Here is a 21,069-nt window from a genome sequence, read left to right as displayed (position 1 = left end):
CCACGCGCGGCGGCATGCTGATGCTGCCGCCAGCCCGGGCCCTGCAAGTCCGTCACCGCACGGCGCCCCGCGCGTTCACGTACAGCGCATACAGCGAGTGGCTGCTCGCCATGAAGAGCCGGTTGCCCTTGGCGCCGCCGAAGCACAGGTTCGCGCAGCGTTCAGGCAGGTGGATGTGGGCCAACGGCTTGCCCTCGGCGCTGTAGACGCGCACGCCGTCGAGCTGCGCCGGGTCGGCGTCCGGCTGGCCACCACCGCCGAAGCCACACCAGATGCGGCCCTGCGTGTCCAGCGCGATGCCGTCCAGCGCGCCATACCCTTGCGCGTCGATGAGCAGGCGCTTGTCGCTGAGCGTCGCGCCATCCACCGCGTAGCTCCAGATCAGCCGATGCGGCTGCGCGCGGCTCTCCACCACCAGCAGCCGCTTGCCGTCGGGTGTGAAGGCCAGCCCGTTGGGGCCGGCGAGGTCGTCGAGCACACGCGTGAGCTCACCGGTGTCCGGGGCAATCCGGTAGACGCCGTGCAGCTGCTCACGAGTCGCCGGCGCACCTTCCCAGTCGCCATGGATACCGAAGTCGGGGTCCGTGAACCAGATGCCGCCGTCGGGCCCGCAGGTGATGTCATTGGGCGAGTTCAACGGCTTGCCGTCATAACGGTCAGCCAGCACGGTCACACGGCCGTCGAACTCCGTGCGCGTCACGCGCCGGCCCAGGTGCTCGCAGCTGACCAGCCGGCCCTGCGCATCGCGTGCATGGCCGTTGGCGTTGCCGCTGGGCTGGCGGAACACGCTCACCGCGCCGCTGCAATCGTCCCAACGCAGGATGCGGTCATTGGGGATGTCAGACACCAGCAGATAACGGCCGTCACCGAACCACACCGGGCCTTCGGCCCACTGCAGGCCGGTGGCGAGTTGCTCCACACAGGCCGAGAACAGCCGCAGCTCGCGCCCCTCGGGCGCGAGGATTTCGAAGGCGGCATCGGGCAACCGCGCCGCAGGCTGGAAGGGGATGCGGGGACCGCGCTCGTGGCTCATGCTCATTCCTGCCCGGCGAACGGGAACGGGCCCAGCGTGACGAAGGCGCCGCCCTGGTAGCGCGCCTCGGGGCGCTTCGGGTTGACCAGCGGCTGCTTGGCCTCGATGGCCGCACGCCACGGCTCGGAACTGTCCTGCGGGCGGTAGCCCACGTGCCGGCTCTGGTCGTTGTGCCACCAGGTCGTGCGGTTATCGCTGACGCCGTACACGATGCTGTGGCCGACCACCGGCGCACTCAACGCGGCGACGAGCAGCCGCTCCAGGTCGTCGTGGCTCAGCCAGCTCGACAGGTGGCGGCGATCTTCGGGCGCGGGCACGCAGGAGCCGATGCGCACGCTGACGGTCTCCAGCCCGTGACGGTCGAAATAGAACTGCGCGAGGTTCTCGCCGAACGCCTTGGACAGGCCGTAGTAGCTGTCGGGGCGCGGCACGACATGGGCCGGAATGGTCTCGCCCTGGCCATAGAAGCCCGTCACGTGGTTGGAACTGGCGACGATGATGCGCTTCGTCCCGTGCCGGCGCGCGGCTTCATACAGGTTGTACGCGCCGACGATGTTGGCTGGCAGCACGGTGCTGAACGGCTTCTCGATGGAGACGCCGCCGAAGTGCAGCACGGCGTCCACGCCGCGCAGCAGCTCGTACATCGCGGCCTCGTCCTCGAGCCGCGCGACGACCACTTCCTCGCCCTCGGCGGCGGGGTCCATGGCCGCGATGTCCGAGACGCGCAGCGTCTGGCAATAACGCTTCAGCCGCGGGCGCAGCATGCGCCCCAGGGTGCCAGCGGCGCCCGTCAGCAGCAGCCGGTTGAAATGCAATCCAGTCAGTTGTTCCATAGGGTCTGTGGCCCGGCGTCGGGCCTCGAAATAGAAGTTTTGTCGCGCGTCAGCCGCCCTTGCGCAAGGGCGGGCGAAGACGGGGTGCCGCGTCGGACTGGCGTCGGACCAGTTCGAAATCCTTGAGCTCATGCTCGCAGGGCAATGGCTCGCCACTGCGGCGCGCACGGATGTGTCGCACCAGCAGGTCCACCGCAGCCCCAGCCATCTCCATGATGGGCTGGCGCACGGTGGTCAGTTCAGGCCAGATTGTCGTGGCCAGCGGCGCATCGTCGAAGCCAACGACGGTGAGGTCGCTGGGCACATCCAGGCCCAGCCGATGGGCAATGGCCACGGTGGCCGCCGCCATGTCGTCGTTGCTGGCAAAGATGGCCGTCGGGCGCTGCTCCTGCGACAGCAAGCCCTCCGCAGCGTCCAGCCCCGAACGGTAGGTGAACATGCCCTGGGCGACGACCTCCTCGTCGGCGATGTTCAGCCCCGCGTCGCGCATCGCGGCGCGAAAGCCGGCGAGGCGGCGCGCGCTGCTGCTCTGGTAGGGGTCGCCGATGATGAAGCCCAGGCGGTGGTGGCCCAGCGTCAACAGGTGGCGCGTCATCTCGTAGGCGGCCTGGTAGTCGTCGATGCCGACGGCGCAGACCTGTTCGGGCGGCACGCCGCTGGAGACGACGACGGCCGGCGTGTCGGTCTCGGCGACGAGCGTGAGCAGCGGCTGCGAGTCGCAGAACGGCGGCGGCAGGATGAGGCCGTCGATGCCGTTGGCGATCATCTCGGCCACCGGGGCCTCCTCGCCCGCGCGCGCCGCGTCGCAGCGCTGCACGACCAGTTGCACATGGCGCAGGCTGGCCTTGTTCAGCAGGCCGATGAGGAACTCGTTGAGATAACCCGCCGTCGGGTCGATGTAGAGCATGCCGATGCGGATGGGCTCGGAGCCCGCCAGCCGGCGTGCCGCCTGATTCGGCATGTAGTTCAACGCGGTGATCGCGGCCTGAACCTTGTCTCGGGTGCCGTGGCGCACGTTCTGTTCGCCGTTGACGACGCGAGACACCGTCATCGGCGAAACCCCCGCCAGACTGGCCACATCGGCGATGGTTGCGGCCTTGGTGCTACGCCCCTTGCGCACGTTTGGCTTCAATCTGCACCTCGAATCTTCATTGTTCTTAGGCGGCCGGCGCGCGCAGCGCCACCGCTCTGTTCATTGTCCATCATGGTCATGGCGTGCCCTGTCGTTCAACGCCCCGGCGCGAAGCCGAAGTGCAAAGCTTTGTAGGCCGCCAAGTCCAGCCCCGGCGGTCGCGTGCCCGCCGGCAAAGGCAGGCCCGAGACCGACTGAAAGTAGGCAATGCAAGCATCGCGCCACCAGCGCGCCTCGCGCAGCTGCACGGCCAGGTGGGCGGCCACGTCGGCATGCCGCTCCGCGTCGACGTCAGGCTTCAGCGCCTGCCAGCGCCGCGCCATGTCTTCCACCGTCGCGACGCCACGGTCGTAGCGCGCGATGAGTTCCGCCCACAGCGTGCGGCCCGACGGCATGCCGTAATCCCACGGCAGGTGGTGAAACCACAGCAGCAGCTCGGGCGGCGTCGTGCGCGGGTCGGCCCAGCGCTGCGCCACCGGCGCGGCGTACTGCGCCACGGCGTTGCTGCCCGTGGCCGTGCGGTCGAAGCCGATGCCGTCACGCCCGGCCCGGTGGAAGTAGGTCGGGTTCCAGTCGGCGCGCGCCAGATCGTCGACCCAGGGGCCGGGGCCGTGGTGGTGCCCGGTGGCCATCAGGTGGTGCAGGCCCAGCGGCGTCATGTAGTCCACCACTGCCTCACGCGACGCCAGCATCATCTGCACGATGGCGTCGCGCGCCGCTGGCTGCGCGGTGAAGGTCTGCGCCACCCAGTCGCGAGCGACGGTGCGGGCGTCCTGGTCGGGGTCCCAGGCCAGGCGGCCGAAGGCATACCAGTTGGCCTGGTCGAAGTGCGAGCCGCACCAGTTGCGGTCCGCTCCCGTGTTGGCCACACCCGCGATGGCCGTCACGCGCTGGCCGTGCAAGGTACCGTCGACGACCCGTGCCACCGTGCCGCCCTGCCCCGTGTCGGCGCGCAGCACCTCCTGGAACAGCGGGCCGAGGTGCACCAGATGCGTGGAGAAGCCGAGGTACTCCTTGGTGATCTGCAGTTCCAGCGCCAGCGGCGTGCGCGGCATGGCACCGAACAGCGGGTGAAAGGGCTCGCGCGGCTGGAAGTCGATGGGGCCGTTCTTCACCTGCACGATGACGTTGGGCGCGAAGCGACCGTCCAGCGGCTGGAACTCCGCGAACGCCTGCCCGGCGCGGTCGCTCGCGTCGGCCGCATAGACGAAGGCTCGCCACAGCACGACGCCGCCATGTGGTGCCAGGGCTTGCGCCAGCATGTTGGCGCCATCGGCGTGGCTGCGGCCGTAGTCCTGCGGGCCGGGCTGGCCCTCGGAGTTGGCCTTGACGAGAAAGCCACCGAAGTCCGGCATGGCGCGGTAGATCTCGTCCGCCTTGACCTGCCACCAGGCCCGCACGGCCGGGTCCAGCGGGTCGGCCGTCGGCAGGCCGCCCAGCTCCACCGGCGCCGAGAACCGCGCCGACAGATAGACGCGCACGCCATACGGGCGGAACACGGCCGCGAGTGCGGCTGCCTTGGCGATGAAGGGCGCGGTCAGCGAGTCGGCCTTGGCGTTGACGTTGTTCAGCACCGCGCCGTTCAGCCCCAGCGACGCGTTGGCGCGCGCGTAGTCCACGTAACGCGGGTCCAGGATGTCCGGCAGCTTCCACCAGTCCCACAGCGACGCGCCCGCATAGCCGCGCTCGACATGGCGATCCAGGTTGTCCCAGTGGTTCAAGAGGCGCAGGCCGATGCGAGGCGCCGACTGCGTGTCGACATGAGCGGGGTGCGCCCCCGTCTGCACCGCCCGCAGCCACGCGAAGCTGCCGTACAGCAGGCCCAGATCGCCGTTGGCGGCGATGACTGTCACCGCCTGGCCCCGCAGGTGCACGCGGCGCAGCACATAGCCCTCCGCCCCCAGCTCGCTCCAGGGCAGCACCAGCCCGGGCGGCGCCTGGCTGCGCGTCACCAACACCAAGGCACCCGCGCGCAGACGTGACGTGAGCGCCGGCTCGCGGCCCGCCAACCCGGCAATGCCGCGCCGCAATTCCTGCACGGCCGCCTGCAGCGTCGGCGACGGCGCCGCGAGCGGCACGACCTCTCTCGCCTCGGCCAGCAGGCGGGCCTGCGCCGCGCCGGTCAGCGGTCGGTAGCGCAGCCAGAGTTCATGGCCGTCCTCGGCCAGCGCCCACGCCGGCAGCAGCGCCAGGCACAGGGCCAGCACCAGCGCTCGAAACCTGTCGTTCATTCCATCTCCTGGCGCCCGGCCCGCCTGCATGGGCGATTTCCCGGCTTGCGCGATGCCAAATGGTAGCGCTACATTTCATTCGCACAAGCCGCGCCCTACCCTGAGCGTGGCGGCTTTTTCCAAGAGGCCTTCTCCTGATTCCACCCTTTCATGCGGTGCACCCGCCGCCCTATTCGCGGCGAGCAGTTGCGCCGGGGATCTCTTCGCTAGCGCTACCAATACCACCCAACATCCGCTGTCGATCGCCCCGCCCAGACCCACACGCCTTGCGCCCACGCGACGCCTGACCGCCTCACCTCACGATGATTGCCAACCCCATCCTGCCGGGCTTCCACGCCGACCCCTCCATCTGCCGCGTGCCCGGTGCCGGCGGTGACGACTACTACATCGCCACCTCCACCTTCGAGTGGTGGCCAGGCGTGCGCATCCACCACTCGCGCGACCTCGTTCACTGGCGCCACCACAGCTATGCCGTCACGCGCACCAGCCAGCTCGACCTGACCGGCCACCCCGATTCCGCCGGCGTCTGGGCGCCCTGCCTGAGCTATTCGCAAGGGCTGTTCTGGCTCATCTACACCGATGTCCGCTCCACCATCGGCGCCTTCAAGGACACGCACAACTACCTCATCACGGCGCCCAGCATCGACGGCCCCTGGAGCGAACCCGTCTACCTGAACAGCTCTGGCTTCGACCCCAGCCTCTTCCACGACGAGGACGGCCGCCACTGGCTACTCAACCAGCAGTGGACGCACTGGCCCGGCAAACACCACTTCAACGGCATCCTGCTGCAGCAGTACGACCACGCAGCGAAGCGCCTCGTCGGCCCCGTGAAGAACATCTACCGCGGCACCGAGCTGGGTGTCGTGGAGGGCCCGCACCTGTACCGGCGCAACGGCTGGTACTACCTGCTGACGGCCGAGGGCGGCACCTTCTACGAACACGCCGTGACGCTGGCACGCTCGCGCCAGCTCGACGGCCCTTACGAGACGTTGCCCGGCAATCCGCTGCTGACCGCCTGGCAAAAGCCCACCGACGGCCTGCAGCGCAGCGGCCACGCCAGCCTGGTCGAGACAGCCAGCGGCGAGTGGTTCATGGCCCATCTGTGCGGCCGCCCGCTGGAGTGGAGCGGCCCCAACGCCGCCAACAACAAGCCCGAGCACGGCTACGCCGGCCTGCACTGCCCGCTGGGCCGCGAAACGGCGCTGCAGCGCCTGCGCTGGCGCGACGACGATTGGCCCGAAATCGTCGCCCCCGGCGGCCAGGCCAGCCAGCAGCCCTGCATGCAGGCCGCCGCGCCCGACCTGCCGCCCCACCCCTTCCCGGCCGAGGCCGCACGCGACGACTTCGACAGCCCGGTGCTCAACGGCCACCTGAACTCGCTGCGCCGCCCATTCGACGAGAGCTGGGCATCGCTGACGGCGCGGCCGGGCCACCTGCGGCTGACGGGCCGCGAGTCGCTGATGAGCCTGTTCGACCAAAGCCTCGTCGCCCGCCGCCAGCAGCACTTCAATTGCCGCGTCGAAACCCGCGTGGACTTCGCGCCTGACAGCTTCCATCAGATGGCCGGCCTGGTGGCCTACTACAACACCCGCAACCATGCCTACCTGCACGTCACGTGTGAGCCCGACAGCGGCCGGCGCGTCGTCTATCTCACGGTCAACCGCGACGGCCAGATCGCCGGGCCAGCCGCCCCGGTGCCGCTGGCCGCCGGGCCGGTGGACCTGGCCGTCGAGTTCAGCCACGCCACCTACCAGTTCCAGTTCCGCCAGGCGCCGAGCCCCTGGCAGCCGCTGGGCCCGGCGCTGGACACGGCCATGCTCAGCGACGAGTTCGCCACGCGCTTCCTGAACGGCTTCGCGAACAGCTTCGGCTTCACGGGCAATTTCATCGGCATCGCCTGCCAGGACCTGGCCGGCACCCGCAAGACGGCAGACTTCGACTATCTGAGCTACGAAGCCAAACCCTGACGCGCACAGACCCTCAACGGGCAGCGACGACCTCAAGACACACGAGGAGACAAATGAGCCAACCACTTTCCTTCATGGAAAAGGCGGGGTACAGCTGCGGTGATGCCGCCGCCAACTTCGTCTTCATGTCCATGGTGCTGTTCCAACTGAACTTCTACACGGACGTCTTCGGCCTGTCCGCCAGCACGGCGGCGGCCATCCTGCTGTGGCCGCGCCTGTGGGACGCCATCTTCGACCCCGTCATGGGCGTGCTGGCCGACCGCACCACCACCCGCTGGGGCCGGTTCCGCCCCTGGGTGCTGTGGACGTCGGTGCCCTGGGCGGTCGTCATGATCCTGGCCTACACGACGCCCGACCCGAGCTGGGGCTGGAGCACCGGCATGGTCATCGCGTACGCCGGCATCACCAACACGCTGCTGATGACGCTCTACTCGATGAACAACATGCCCTACTCGGCGCTGGGCGGCGTCATGACGGGCGACCTCAACGAACGCACCAAGCTCAACGCCTACCGCTTCGTGTCGGTCAACGTCGCGCAGTTCATCGTCGGCGGCTTCACGCTGCCGCTGGTGGCCAAGTTCGCGCAAGGCCATGGCCGCGCGCACGGCTGGCAGGTCACGATGACGATCTGGGCCGTGCTGTGCCTGGTGCTCTTCCTCGTCACCTTCTTCACGACGAAGGAGCGCATCAAGCCCATCGTCGAGGTGCACGCCACACCGCGCCAGGACTTCAGCGACCTGCTGAAGAACTCGCCATGGCTGGCGCTGGTCTGCTACACGGTCTTCAACTTCGGCATGCTGTCGCTGCGCGGCGGCGCCCACTACAACTACTACCACCACTACGTGGACAAGGCCGCGATGTTCGACTTCGTCGCCGCGCTGGGCCTGACCACACCCGACCCCGCCGGCACCGGCAGCGTGGCCGATGCGCTGGGCTACATCGTCCACGGCACGCGCGACCAGCTCGCCAGCTCCAACGTGGCCGACGTGTTCAACAGCATCGTCAACATGGCCGGCTTCGGCACGACCATCGTCGTCATCATGCTGACCGCCGGGCTGTCGGCGCGCTTCGGGCGGCGCAGCGTGGCCGCCACCGGCTTCGCGCTGTCGGCGCTGCAGTCCTGCGCGCTCTACCTGATGCCGCCCACGGCCGTGTGGGGCATGCTGGGCCTGCACATGCTGGGCGCCGTCTTCTACGCGCCGACCATCGCCGTCATGTGGGCCATGTACGCCGACGCGGCCGACTACTCCGAGTGGCAGACCGGCCGCCGCTTCACCGGCATGGTGTTCGCCACCATCGGCTTCTCGCTGAAGGCCGGCCTGGCGCTGGGCTCGGCCAGCTTCCTGTGGCTGCTGGCCGGCTTCTTCGGCTACGACACGGCCCAGCCCTCGGCGCCCAACGCCGTGGAGGGCTACCGCGTCACGTCCAGCCTGGTCGTGGGCCTGCTGTTCGCCGGCTGCACGCTGAGCCTGCTGGCCAACAAGCTCGACAAGCAGACCACGCTGCGCATGTCCGAAGAACTCGCGCAGCGCCGCCGCCAGGCCGGCCTCAGCGCCGTCGCGGCCTGAGCGGGTGAGGAAGCCATCCGCATGCCCGCCTTGCGGCCCGAAATCCCTCTCACCCTCTAACGCGCCCACCGCCTCCTTCATCACCCCGCTCCCGCAGTAAGGACCCGCCATGAGCACCGTCTATTCCGACCTCCCCACCGTCAAGTACGAAGGCCCCTCCTCCACCAACCCGCTGGCCTACCGCTGGTACGACGCGCAGCGCGTCGTGCTCGGCAAGACGCTGGCCGAGCACCTGCGCCCAGCCGTCTGCTACTGGCACAACTTCTGCTGGAAGGGCGAGGACATCTTCGGCCTCGGCAACACCGTGTTCCAGCGCCCCTGGTTCGCCGAGGCCGATCCCATCAAGGCCGCCCACCTGAAGCTCGACGCCGCGTTCGACTTCTTCGGCAAGCTGGGCCTGCCCTACTGGTGCTTCCATGACCGCGACGTGGCCCCTGAGGGCGCCACGCTGGCCGAGTCCAACCGCATCCTGGACGGCCTGCTGGAAGCCGCCGCCAGGAAGATGCAGGACGGCAAGGTCGGCCTGCTGTGGGGCACGGCCAACCTGTTCTCCCACGGGCGCTTCATGAGCGGCGCCGCCACCAACCCCGACCCCGAGGTCTACGCCTACGCCGCGGCCCAGGTGAAGCATGTGCTGGAGTGGACGCACCGCCTGGGTGGCGCCAACTACGTGCTGTGGGGCGGCCGCGAGGGCTACGAGACGCTGCTCAACACCGACCTCAAGCGCGAGCTGGCGCAGTACGGCCGCTTCCTGAGCAGCGTCGTCGAGCACAAGCACAAGATCGGCTTCAAGGGCACCATCCTCATCGAGCCCAAGCCGCAAGAGCCCACCAAGCACCAGTACGACTACGACAGCGCCACGGTCTACGGCTTCCTGAAGACCTACGGCCTGGAGAACGAAGTCAAGGTGAACATCGAGGTGAACCACGCCACGCTGGCGGGCCACAGCTTCGAGCACGAAGTGGCCACCGCCTGCGCTTTAGGCATCTTCGGCTCGCTGGACGCCAACCGTGGCGACGAACAGCTGGGCTGGGACACCGACCAGTTCCCCAACAACCACGTGCAGCTCGTCCCCGCCATGCTGGAGATGATTCGCCACGGCGGCTACACCACCGGCGGCACCAATTTCGACGCCAAGGTGCGCCGCCAGTCCATAGCCCCGATCGACCAGCTGGAGGGCCACATCGGCGGCATGGACACCATGGCCCGCGCCTTCCTGGCCGCCGCTGCGCTGTTCGAGAGCGGCCAGCTGGAGCAGGCCGTGGCGGATCGCTACGCCGGCTGGAACGGCGAGCTGGGCCAGAAGATCACCGGCGGCGCATCGCTGGACGATCTGGCTTCACTGGTCCACACGCAAGGCATCTCGCCGGCCCCGCGCTCCGGCCGCCAGGAGCGCCTGGAGAACATCGTCAACGCGTTTGTTTGAGCGATCGCCGGGCGCGGCCAGGGCACCGCGACGTTGGGCTTCACCTCGCTGGCGCGCCATGTGCCTGTGCTGGGACGTCGTCCACGTCAGAGGCCGCCCGGGAACGGCCTTGCCTCGTCAGCGTCGCGGATGCCTCTGTCGTCATGCCAGTTCTGCCTTGCGTGGGCCCGGGTAGCAACGGACGACAACCGGGGCACGACAGCGACAGCGCGGGCCGCACAGCACCGCCGGCGCACCGGCTCAGGCATCATTCGCCGCCCCATCAGCGCCCGCGTTTGCCCGCCCCCCCCCTGCCTTGACCTTGCGCCTGCTGCACCTCGACGACCATCTCGTCGCCATCGACAAGCCCGCCGGGCTGCTGGTGCACCGCACCCAGCTCGCCGCGCACGAGGATGAGGCCGCGCTGCAACGCCTGCGCGACCAGCTCGGCCGGCCGGTGTGGCCCGTGCACCGGCTGGACCGTGGCACCTCCGGCGTGCTGCTGTTCGCGCTATCGGCCGAGGTCGCCTCGCGGCTGGGCACGATGTTCGAGCGGGGCGGCATGGACAAGCGCTATCGGGCGCTGGTGCGCGGCTGGCCGGCCGAGGATGCAGGGCTGGTCGACCACCCGCTGGCCCGCGACCCGGAGCAGGCGTCGGCCGGGCAGGTGATGCTGGCCGCACAGACACGCTGGCGCGTGCTGCAGCGCCACGAATGGCCCATCGCCACGCAGCCTGGCTTTGCGACCACACGGGTTGCGCTGCTGGAGGTGGAGCCGCTGCAAGGCCGTCGCCACCAGATCCGCCGGCACCTCAAGCACATCGCCCACCCCATTTTGGGCGACGCCACGCATGGCAAGGGCCCGCTGAACCGTGCCGTCGCGGCCCACCTCGGCCAGAACCGGCTGTGGCTGCATGCCTGGCAACTGCAGCTGACCCACCCGGTGAGCGGCGCGGCACTGCGGCTGGAAGCGCCGCCGGAACCAGGCTGGCCGCTAACCATCTGACAACGCGCCACCCCAAAATGGCGTGACATCCTGCGCACGCTCATCGGTCGACGGCCAGTCGTGGCGTCCGCCTCACATAACATCGCGTTCACAACAACACGTCATCTCAGGGAGATCGCGATGAATCAACGACATGGCCCGGCACTGGCCATCCTGGCGGCTGCCACCTTGGCGGCCTGCGGCGGCGGCGGCGACAGCAGCACCCCCGCTTCCACCACCACCACCACCCCCGCCCCTGCCAGCTCTTCGCCCAACACCGCCCCGCCCGTCGCCACGAGCACCTTCCTCGACGGCACCGCCGCTTACGGCGCGCCGCTGGCACAGGCGAAGATCACCATCGCCGACGCGAACGGCAAGACGGTCACCGTCACCGCCGCCGACAACGGCAGCTACAAGGCCGACGTGACCGGCCTGAAGGCCCCGCTGCTCGTGACGGCCACCGCAGCGTCCGGCGAAGCGGTGCGCCTCTATCGCGCACTGGTCGCCAGCGACGTGGCGGCCGGGTCGACCGGCCACGCCAACGTCACGCCGTTGACCGACGCCATCGTCTCGCTCGCCTCCAGTGACGGCAGCACGCCCGGCGAATTCGCCAGCACCGACAAGCTCAAGGCCCTGGACCCGGCCCGCGTGCAGAAGGCCCAGGACTTGGTCAAGACCATCGTCAAGGATGTGGCGACCTCGCTGGGCGCCGCCGGCTACGACCCCTTGACGGCAACCTTCACCGCTGACGGCGCCAGCAGCGCCGACAAGGTGCTGGACATGGTGAAGGCGACCATCGACCAGCGCGGCGTCACGCTGCGCGTCGTGGGCGTGCCCGCAGCCACCGGCGGCGACGGTGCCGCCAGCAGCACGGTGGTCACCGTCAAGGACGCAAGCGCCACCGCACCCGCCGCGCTGCCCGCGCCTACCGTCACCGACGGCATCACCGCTTTCGACCCGTGGGTGGCGAGCGTCAACAAATGCCTGGCGCTGCCTGCCGCCCAGCGCGTGAGCACCGACACCAGCGGAGCCCCCACCGCCTTTTTGGGCGACTGCGCCAAGATCAGCGGCTTCACGACCAACTACCTGCACAACGGCTTCACGCTGCTGCAGTACTGGGGCAAGCAGCTGCATGACGTCATCCCCGACGGCGCCGTGATGGGCCGACCGGAAGTGCTGGGCTTTTTCAAGACCGATGCCGGCGCCGACACCGCCATCGTGCGCTTCCCGTACAGGAGCCCCAAAGGCGGCGGCAGCTATGTGCAGCCGACTCGCAAGCTCACCGCCGGATGGGCACTCGAAGGCAATCAGCAGAAGTACGACGCCGGCATCAGCGTCCGCATGCTGCGCTCGACCGACATCAGCACCAATCCGTACACGCCGCCCAGCGGGCCGGATGCCGGCAAGAGCGTCGGCTGGTTCAACGCCTACTCGCCGCGCATCCACCTGCAGTTCAACCAGGCTGGCCCCAATGGCGCTGCCGTCTACGCCGTGCGCGTCAAGGGCCCGGGCCTGCCCGACGCTGGCATCGTGCTGGCGCGCTCTTCCGCTTGCGGCACGAGCGACTACCTGGCGACCTATTCCAACGACGGCAGCCTGCCGGCGACACCGGCCGCCGGCACGGCGGTGCTGCCCCTGGTCAGCAGCGCAACGAGCAACCGCTACACGCTGGGCGTCGCGCAGAACGGCACCGCCTACACCGGCTCGGACTTCTACAACGAGTGGCGCGGCCGCAATGCGGACGGCACGCCCAGCACGGCCAAGTCCAACATGATCGCGCCGGCCCCGGGCGTCGACCTCGCGGCGATCCCGATGTTGGCGCGCTACGTGTTCGAGGTGTTCAAGGCCGGCTCCAGCACGCCAGCCGACACCTTCGCCGTGCGTACCGTCGCCAGGCCCGTGTCGGCCGAGTTCGCGGCCAAGCTCCCTTGGGCTGAACCGACGGCCGATGCGCTGCAATACGTCAAGCCGACCAGCGCCGCGCTGACCATCGCACTCGACAGCGCATCGCTCAGCTGGACAACGCCTGCCGGCGCTCCGCCGGTGACGTCAGCCTACCTGTACGGCACCGGCTACGAGGGCAGCGTCTTCCAACGGATGCAGGCCGACGCGCCGGTGGCCGTGCTCGGTGACACCAGCCTCACGGTGAAAGCAGCCGCCGAACGTGACGGCAATGGCCAGACCTGTGGCTACGCCAAGATCCCCGCGTTCACCACGGCCAACGGCTCGCGTGAGCTCGGCCTGCGCCAGGCCACGGTGGAGGGGCTGGTGATGCAAAGCATCACCCAGCACCTCGCGCGCAGCGCCGCGAAGTGATGGCTTGACCCACCCGCCGTCGCGGCCTGCGCCGCGATGGCGTCACCGCGGCTCGATGACCGTCAGCGCCAGGCCCGATGCCTGGCCTTTCCAGCGGTAGAGCTTCTGCGTCGCCGGCTGGAAATCCTCGGGGCGGGCGCTGCGGATGGGCACGAAGGTCTGCGGATTGCGGTCGATCAACGGGAACCAGCTGCTCTGCACCTGCACCATGATGCGATGGCCGCGCCGGAAGCTGTGGTTCACGTCTTGCAGCGTCACGCGCAGTTCCTCCACCTGGCCGGGCACCATGGCCTGCGGCGTCTCGAAGCTCTTACGGAACCGGCCGCGCAGCGGGTCGCCACGCACGAGTTGCTGGTAGCCGGCCAGCGGGCTCTCCTGCGGCTCGACGTCCTCGGTGCGCGCTCGGCGCTTGGCCGTCGGGCTGTCCTCCAACTCGCTGGGATAGACGTCGATCAGCTTGACCACCCAATCCGCGTCTGTGCCGGAGGTGGAGGCGAACAGGCGCGCGGTGATGGGGCCGGCCACCGTCACGTCTTCTTCCAGCACGTCGCTGCGGAAGGTCAGCACATCGGGCCGCGTGGACGCGAAGCGCTGGTCGCTTACCATGTATTCCTGCGGCATGCCGAGCGCCGTGTAGCCGACGAAAGGCACGGGCTTGGCCGGGTCGCTGACCCAGCTGTCGAACTCCGGCTGCGCGGCCGAGGGCGGCGTGAAGCTGAGCCTGCCGCCGGGTGCGAAGTACAGCGTGCGGGGCTTGGCTTCCTTGGGCGGCCAGGCGTCGTAACGGCGCCAGACGTTGGTGCCAGTCTCGAACACGGTGGCCTTGGCGATCGGCGTCGCCGGCGCAACATCACGCAACTGCTGCTCGAAGAACGGCAGCAACACGTCGCGCTGGAACTGCTCGGCCGTGGGCTGCTGGAACTGCACGCGGCCCAGCTGCCGGCCCGGCGCGCCCACCCAGCCGCCGTGCACCCACGGGCCCATGACCAGACGGTTGTCCGTCTTCGGGCTCTGCGCGCCGATGGCGCGGTGGATGGCCAGCGGGCCGGCCAGGTCCTCGGCGTCGAACCAGCCGCCGACCGTCAGCACCGCCGCGCCGATGTTCTTCAGGTGCGGCGTCAGGCCGCGCGGCTTCCAGAAATCGTCGTAGCTCGCATGCTCGAGCTGGGCGTCGAAATACGGGTTCGGCCCGCCGTCACGCGCCATGCGGGCAGACATCGCGTCGAGGTTGGTGAACTGCAGGAAGAACTCGTAGCCGTCCTGCGTGCCCCAGTCGAACTGCGGCCACTGCTTGGGCGGCAGCACGGGCGTCTGCTGGGGCTTGAAGAAGGTGTAGAAGCCGAAGTTGGCCGCCAGCATGAACGCACCGCCGTGGTAGCTGTCGTCGCCCATGAACAGGTCGGCGATGGGCGCCTGCGGCGAGGCGGCCTTGATGGCCGGGTGCGAATCGACGATGGACGCCGCCGTGTAGAAGCCCGGGTAGGAAATGCCCCAGAGGCCGACGCGGCCATTGTTGCCCGCGACGTGGTCGATGAGCCACTGCACGGTGTCGTGCGTATCGCTGCTCTCGTCGATGTCGGCGGGCCTTGTCTTGACGGCCTTGTGCGGCGTCATCTCGACGAAGCTGCCTTCTGACATGAAGCGGCCGCGCACGTCCTGGCACACGAAGATGTAGCCCGCCTTCAGGAAGGCCTCGCTCGGCGCCAGATGACGCACGCTCTCGCCACGGTCCACGCCGTACGGCCCGCAACCGTAAGGTGTGCGCACCATCAGGAAGGGGTAACGCTTGCTCTGGTCCTTGGGCAGGTAAACGGCGGTGAAGAGCTTCTTACCGTCGCGTGCCGGGATGCGGTACTCGTACTTGGTGTAGTGCTCGCGCGGCTCGTACTTGGGCGGCGCGTCGGCAGCACCGTCAGCAGGCGCCGCGAGGGCGCTTGCCAGGGGGGTCAGGGTCATCAGGGCGGCGAGGCCGCAGGCGAGGTGGATGCGCATCGTGGGGGCAATCGGTTCGAGAAGATCAGGGGGATCACTTGGCCGGCGGCAGCTCGGCACGGGCGGGGTCGACGACCATGAGCTGCACGCGCGAGGCCTGCGCGCCGCTGCGATAGACCGTTTGCGTGGCGACCTGGAAGTCTTCGGGCTTGGCGCTGCGGATGCGCACGAAGCGCTGCGGGTTGCGGTCGATCAGCGGGAACCAGCTGCTCTGCACCTGGATCATCAGCCGGTGGCCGCGGCGGAAGCTGTGGTTCAGGTCCGGCAGCTCGAACTGCAGCTTCTCGACCTGGCCGGGCACCAGTGCCTCGGGCTTGTCGAAGCCATGGCGAAAGCGCGCGCGCAGCGGGTCGCCGCGCACCAGTTGCTGGTAGCCGCCGAACGCGGGCGTCGGCGGCTCGACATCGACGGCCTTGTCGCGCGGCGGCTGCGCCGGCTCCGGCCCAGCGTCCTGCGGCCACACGTCGATGAGCTTGACGACGAAATCGGCGTCGGTGCCGGTGCTGGCCACGAAGAGCTCCACCCCCACGGGGCCGGCCACGGTCAGGTCGTCCTCCAGCGGCTCGGTCTCGTAGACCAGCACGTCGGGCCGTGTGGCGGCGAAGCGCTGGTCACCCACCATGTAGTCCTTGGGCATGCCCAGCGCCGTGTAGGCAATGAAGGGCACGGGGCGGTTGGTGTCGCTGACGTAACGGTCGGCCGCATCCGCTGCGGTGGGCGCTGAAGAGCCCAGCTTGCCGCCGGCCTGCAGGTAGAAGCTCTGCACCTTGGCCTGCCGGGGCGGCCAGGCGTCGTAGCGGCGCCAGACGTTGGTGCCGGTCTCGAACACGGTGGCCTCGGCGATCTTCGCGTCGGCGGCGCCGCGAAGGTGCTGCTCGAAGAACGGCAGCAGCAGTTGCTTCTGGAACCACTCGCTGTGCTTGCCGTCAAAGCCGATGGCCCCCAGCTGCTGGCCGATGCCGCGCATCCAGCCGCCGTGCACCCAGGGCCCCATGACGAGCCGGTTCGGCACGCCGGGGTTCTGCTGCTCGACGGCACGGTAGATGGACAGCGGGCCGGCCAGGTCCTCGGCGTCGTACCAGCCGCCCACGGTCAGCACGGCCGCGCGGATGTTCTTCAGGTGCTCGGGCAGCCGGCGCGAACGCCAGTAGTCGTCGAAGCTGTCATGCTGCACCAGCTCGTCGAAATACGGGTTGTGCGCGGGCTGGCTGCCATCCGGGCCGGCCAGGCTCGCCGCAATGGCATCGAGGTTGCCGAGCTTGAGGAAGTAGTTGTAGGCGTCGCGGTCGCGGTAGTCGAAGCTGTGCCACTTCCTGGGCTCGACGGTGGGCGTCTGCTGTGGGCGGTAACCCGTGTAGAAGCCGTAGTTGTGCGCCAGCATCAGCGCCCCGCCGTGATAGCCGTCATCGCGCTGGTAGTAGTCGGCGATGGGCGCCTGCGGCGAGGCGGCCTTGATGGCCGGGTGCGAGTCGATCACCGACGCGATGGCGTAGAAGCCCGGGTAGGAGATGCCCCACAGCCCCACCTTGCCGTTGTTGCCCGCCACGTGGTCGAGCAGCCACTGCACCGTGTCGTGCGTGTCACTGCTCTCGTCCACGTCCTGCGGCGTTCGCTTGACGTCCAGATGCGGCGTCATGGTGCGCCAGGTCCCCTCGGACATGAAGCGGCCGCGCACGTCCTGGCAGACGAAGATGTAGCCCGCCTTGAGGAAGGCCTCGCTGGGCGCCAGCCGCCGGACGGCGAAGTTATCGACGCCGTAGGGGCCGCAGCTGTAGGGCGTACGCGTCATCAGCATCGGGTAGGTCTTGCCGCCCTGCCCTGCGTCCTTGGGCATGTACACCACCGTGAACAGCTTCTTGCCATCGCGCGCCGCGACGCGGTACTCGTACTTGGTGTAGTGCTCGCGCGGCTCGTACTTGGCGGCCGGTGCGTCGTCATCGGCCGCGCGGGCGAAGCCGCCGGCGAGGCTCGTCAACAGCAGGAGCAAGGCATGCAAACGGGTCATGGGAGGAGGGCGCCGATGAGCAAAGACGGCGAGTCTGCCACCACGCGGCACCCATGCCGTTCGCCAGGGGTGCGCCTTTGCGACGCTCCGCTACGCTCGCGGGCAGGAGGCCCCGACATGCCCATCGACACCACGCCCTTTCGCATCGCTCCCGGCCACAAGGTCAAGCTCAAGCACTGGCCCACGGCCGTCGATCCGCTGTACGTCGACGACGCCGACTACGAACGCCAACTGGCAACGCAAGTCACCCGCCTGAGCGAACTGCAGGATCTGCTGTACGCCCACAACCGCTACGCGCTGCTGCTGGTTTTCCAGGCCATGGATGCGGCGGGCAAGGACGGCGTCATCAAGCACGTGATGTCGGGCGTGAACCCCCAGGGCTGCCAGGTGTTCAGCTTCAAGCACCCCAGCACGCAGGAGCTCGAGCACGACTTCCTGTGGCGCACCGCGCAATGCCTGCCCGAGCGCGGGCGCATCGGCATCTTCAACCGCTCCTATTACGAGGAAGTGCTGATCGTGCGCGTGCATCCCGAGATCCTGGCGGCGCAGGGGCTGCCGAAGTCCACGGCGCGGCCACCCAAGCTGTGGGACGAGCGCTTCGCATCCATCAATGGGCTGGAGCGGCACCTGCACCGCAACGGCACGCGGGTCATCAAGTTCTTCCTGCACCTCTCCCGCGAGGAGCAGCGCCGGCGTTTCCTGGCACGGCTGGACGACCCGGCCAAGAACTGGAAGTTCACTGCCGATGACCTCGCCGAACGCGAGCACTGGCCCAACTACATGAAGGCCTACGGCGAGATGCTGGCCGCCACCAGCAGCACCCACGCGCCCTGGTACGCCGTGCCGGCCGACGACAAGCGCAACGCGCGGCTCATCGTGTCGCAAGTCATCGCCGACACGCTCGCCGGGCTGAAGATGAGCTACCCCGAGCCCACGCTGGATGCCGCCGCGCTCAAGCGCATCCGCAAGCGGCTCGCCGAGGCCTGACGATTTTCATGAGCGGGCCCGGCCCGCGCGGCGGATAGGCTCAGGCGGCCCGGGTGTTGAACACACGAACCTCGTCCGCCAGGCGCTGCGCCTGGTCACGCAGGCTTTCCGCCGCAGCGGCGGACTGCTCCACCAACGCCGCGTTCTGCTGCGTCACCTGATCGAGCTGACCCACGGCCTGGTTCACGCGGCCGATGCCTTCGCTCTGCTCCGACGCCGAGCGTGCGATGTCGCCGATCAGCTCCGCAACCTGCTGCGCGGCCGCCTCGATCTCGCGCATCGCCTCGCCCGCCGAGGCCACCAGCCCCGAGCCGGCCGCCACCTGTTCGGTGGACTGCGCGATGAGGCCCTTGATGTCACGCGCCGCCGCCGCGCTGCGCTGCGCGAGGCTGCGCACCTCGGAGGCCACGACGGCGAAGCCGCGCCCCTCCTCGCCGGCGCGGGCGGCTTCCACCGCCGCGTTGAGCGCGAGGATGTTGGTCTGGAAGGCGATGGAGTCGATCAGCCCCGTGATGTCGGCGATGCGCGCCGCGCTGGCATCGATGGCCTGCATGGTCGTCACCACCTGCTGCACGACGCCGGAACCGCGCGACGCCGACCCCGCCGCACCGCTGGCCAGGCCATGCGCCTGCCGGGCCGACTCGGCGGTCTGCCGCACCGCCAGCGTCAACGCGTCCATCGACGATGCCGTGGACTGCAGGCTGGCCGCCATCTTCTCGGTGCGCACCGACAGGTCCTGGTTGCCCGAGGCGATCTCGGCGCTGGCGCCGTCGATGCTCTTCGCGGCGGTCTGCACCTGGTGCACGGCGCCATGGATGCGGTCCACCGCACCGCGCAGCAAGCCGGCGGTGCCGGCGGCAGCCACGACCTGGCCGGTGTCCAGGTTGATGCGCTCGTGCGCCGTCAGGTGCTCGACGAGATTGACCAGCGCGACCTGCTCCACCTGGCGCCGCTGCATCTGCACGGCGATCAGCAGCTCGAAGGCCGTCTGCCCCACGACATAGCCGGCATGGATGAGCACCCGCGAGAAGCCCGGGTCCGTCAGGCAGTACACGCCCACGCCTGCGGCCTGCAGGCGGTCGAACAGCACGTGATGCACGGCGATGGTGAGCGCCCCCGTCAGCACCGGCGCCCAGTGCCGGTAGGTCAGCAGGAAAGCCAGCGTGACGAAGACGCCGAAGTGGAACTCCAGCATGCCGCGCGCGAGCTGGATCTCCAGCGCCACCATGGCCATCGCGGCGACCGCCATCGTGTTGGCAGACAGCGTGGTGCCACCAGCCCCGAGATGCAGCCCGACGGCCACAGCCATGACCACCACGCCCACCCCGACCGCCAGGCCGATGCCACCGAAGTACAGCCCCAGCACCAGCGCGATCAGCAGGTGCAGCCCCAGGCAGACCAGCATCAGCCGATCCGCCGCAAGCGCGATGGCCCGCGCCGCCCCGCCCTCAACACGCCCACGTTCACCCCAAGCGTCGTTGCCCATGTCGAGTCTCCTCTCGATGCTGGTGCGGCGATGTTAGTCGGCCACCGCGCGGCAAGTCAGCCGAACTTCACGGCGTAGATCGGCGGCAGGTGAGAGGAGATGGTCTGCCAGCTGTCACCGGCGTCGCCGCTGGCCCACAGCCCGCCGGTGGTGGAGCCCATGAGCAGTCGCTCGCCGCTGTCGTCCACGGCCAGGCCGTGGCGGTAGATGAGGTCGTAGCAATGGCGCTGCGGCAACCCGGTGCGCAGTGCCTCGAACGAGCGGCCGCCGTCACGCGTGCGCGTCACGCACAACGCGCCGTCGACGGGAATGCGCCGCTCGTCCTTGATCGCCGGCGCGAACCAGGCCGTGTCGGGGTCACCGGGATGCGCGGCCACGGCGAAGCCGAAGCTCGACGGCTGCGCCTGCGTCTGCACCCACGTTGCGCCGTTGTCCGTGGACCGGTAGATGCCGCAGTGATGCTGGCACCAGAGCACCTCGGGCACGGCGCGGCAGCGGGCGATGAGGTGGGGGTCTTGCGAGTTCTCGTCGCCGGCGAGGTCGGGCGGCATGAAGTCGGCCCGCATGCCCCTGGCGCGCAGGCCCCAGGTGCGGCCGCCGTCCGTCGTGCGCCAGGCCCCGCCGCAGGACACGCCGACGAGCAACTCGTCCGGCCGCGTCGGGTGCGGGCAGATGGAATGCAGCGCCGGCGCCGGGTTGCCACCGCCCATCCACTGCTCGCGCCGCGGGTCGCGCCACAAGGTCTCGTCGAGCTGCCAGGACTCGCCCAGATCTCGGCTGACGAACAGCCCGCCCGGCACGCTGCCGCACCAGATGGCGTCGCCCGAGCGCTCCAGCGCGAACACCTGCTGCAGCTTCCATTCGGGCCCCGCTGCGTCGGCCGGCTGCGGCGGGAAGCTGGGTGCCGTGACCTCGCGCCAGGTCTGGCCGGCGTCGTCGCTGGCATGCAGCTTGGTGCCGAAATGGCCCAGGTTCAGGCCGGCCAGCATGTGGCCGGCGGCATCGGGCGGCAGCAGCATGGTGACCGGGTCGGCCACGAAGCTCAGCCGTTCGATCTCCCAGCCGGTGCGGCGGCGCCGCAGTTCGAACAGGCCTTTGCGGGTTGCGGCCCAGGCGCGGTCAGTCATGG

Annotated in this window: 14 protein-coding genes; 6 read left to right on the top strand and 8 right to left on the bottom strand. The window is 69.3% G+C overall.

The genetic code is table 11. The annotated features are described in order from the left end of the window. Positions 1–52: 52 nt before the first annotated feature. The 4 genes from ACG00X_RS01630 to ACG00X_RS01615 form a co-directional block, all read right to left on the bottom strand. The gene (locus ACG00X_RS01630) at positions 53–1,039 is read right to left on the bottom strand and encodes an SMP-30/gluconolactonase/LRE family protein (RefSeq protein ID WP_394486181.1); all 987 of its coding nucleotides are present in this window, start codon (positions 1,037–1,039) and stop codon (positions 53–55) included. Then, entirely contained in the window at positions 1,036–1,866 is an 831-nt protein-coding gene (locus ACG00X_RS01625; protein WP_394486180.1) for an NAD-dependent epimerase/dehydratase family protein, read from the bottom strand. Before ACG00X_RS01625 ends, ACG00X_RS01630 begins: the two co-directional genes overlap by 4 nt. A 49-nt stretch (positions 1,867–1,915) precedes the next feature. Further along, a complete protein-coding gene (locus tag ACG00X_RS01620) occupies positions 1,916–2,944 on the bottom strand; it encodes a LacI family DNA-binding transcriptional regulator (protein WP_394486356.1) in 1,029 nt (342 codons plus the stop codon). Positions 2,945–3,093: 149 nt separating this feature from the next. Next, on the bottom strand, positions 3,094–5,229 hold the full coding sequence (locus ACG00X_RS01615) for an alpha-glucuronidase family glycosyl hydrolase (RefSeq protein WP_394486179.1): 2,136 nt from the start codon (positions 5,227–5,229) through the stop codon (positions 3,094–3,096). 302 nt (positions 5,230–5,531) lie between these two features. On the opposite strand from ACG00X_RS01615, the gene ACG00X_RS01610 reads away from it, so the two are divergent. The 5 genes from ACG00X_RS01610 to ACG00X_RS24205 all read left to right on the top strand — a co-directional run bounded on the left by ACG00X_RS01610 (position 5,532) and on the right by ACG00X_RS24205 (position 13,470). Further along, positions 5,532–7,196, top strand: coding sequence for a glycoside hydrolase family 43 protein (locus ACG00X_RS01610; RefSeq protein ID WP_394486178.1), 1,665 nt, complete (start codon positions 5,532–5,534; stop codon positions 7,194–7,196). Between the two features lie 53 nt (positions 7,197–7,249). Further along, the gene (locus ACG00X_RS01605; protein ID WP_394486177.1) at positions 7,250–8,764 is read left to right on the top strand and encodes an MFS transporter; all 1,515 of its coding nucleotides are present in this window, start codon (positions 7,250–7,252) and stop codon (positions 8,762–8,764) included. A gap of 109 nt (positions 8,765–8,873) precedes the next feature. Next, on the top strand, positions 8,874–10,190 hold the full coding sequence (gene xylA, locus ACG00X_RS01600; protein ID WP_394486176.1) for a xylose isomerase: 1,317 nt from the start codon (positions 8,874–8,876) through the stop codon (positions 10,188–10,190). Between the two features lie 295 nt (positions 10,191–10,485). After that, positions 10,486–11,175 carry a pseudouridine synthase gene (locus tag ACG00X_RS01595; protein WP_394486175.1) on the top strand — a complete coding sequence of 230 codons (690 nt, stop codon included), beginning with the start codon at positions 10,486–10,488 and terminating at the stop codon, positions 11,173–11,175. A gap of 120 nt (positions 11,176–11,295) precedes the next feature. Further along, positions 11,296–13,470 carry a hypothetical protein gene (locus ACG00X_RS24205; RefSeq protein ID WP_474102793.1) on the top strand — a complete coding sequence of 725 codons (2,175 nt, stop codon included), beginning with the start codon at positions 11,296–11,298 and terminating at the stop codon, positions 13,468–13,470. 42 nt (positions 13,471–13,512) lie between these two features. On the opposite strand, the gene ACG00X_RS01585 is transcribed toward ACG00X_RS24205, so the two are convergent. Together ACG00X_RS01585 and ACG00X_RS01580 are read right to left on the bottom strand one after the other, a co-directional pair. Beyond that, entirely contained in the window at positions 13,513–15,426 is a 1,914-nt protein-coding gene (locus tag ACG00X_RS01585; RefSeq protein WP_394486174.1) for a CocE/NonD family hydrolase, read from the bottom strand. 70 nt (positions 15,427–15,496) lie between these two features. Continuing rightward, entirely contained in the window at positions 15,497–17,467 is a 1,971-nt protein-coding gene (locus ACG00X_RS01580; protein WP_394486173.1) for a CocE/NonD family hydrolase, read from the bottom strand. Positions 17,468–17,584: 117 nt separating this feature from the next. On the opposite strand from ACG00X_RS01580, the gene ACG00X_RS01575 reads away from it, so the two are divergent. Then, the gene (locus ACG00X_RS01575; RefSeq protein ID WP_394486172.1) at positions 17,585–18,454 is read left to right on the top strand and encodes an ADP-polyphosphate phosphotransferase; all 870 of its coding nucleotides are present in this window, start codon (positions 17,585–17,587) and stop codon (positions 18,452–18,454) included. Positions 18,455–18,494: 40 nt separating this feature from the next. On the opposite strand, the gene ACG00X_RS01570 is transcribed toward ACG00X_RS01575, so the two are convergent. Together ACG00X_RS01570 and ACG00X_RS01565 are read right to left on the bottom strand one after the other, a co-directional pair. Then, entirely contained in the window at positions 18,495–19,940 is a 1,446-nt protein-coding gene (locus ACG00X_RS01570; RefSeq protein WP_394486171.1) for a methyl-accepting chemotaxis protein, read from the bottom strand. A gap of 56 nt (positions 19,941–19,996) precedes the next feature. Next, the gene (locus tag ACG00X_RS01565) at positions 19,997–21,067 is read right to left on the bottom strand and encodes a WD40/YVTN/BNR-like repeat-containing protein (protein ID WP_394486170.1); all 1,071 of its coding nucleotides are present in this window, start codon (positions 21,065–21,067) and stop codon (positions 19,997–19,999) included. Positions 21,068–21,069 lie beyond the last annotated feature (2 nt).

The sequence above is a fragment of the Pelomonas nitida genome (assembly GCF_043555975.1).
Lineage (GTDB): Bacteria > Pseudomonadota > Gammaproteobacteria > Burkholderiales > Burkholderiaceae_C > Pelomonas > Pelomonas nitida.
Note: the sequence above shows the minus strand (reverse complement) of the source record. Positions and strands in the feature narration are given on the sequence as shown.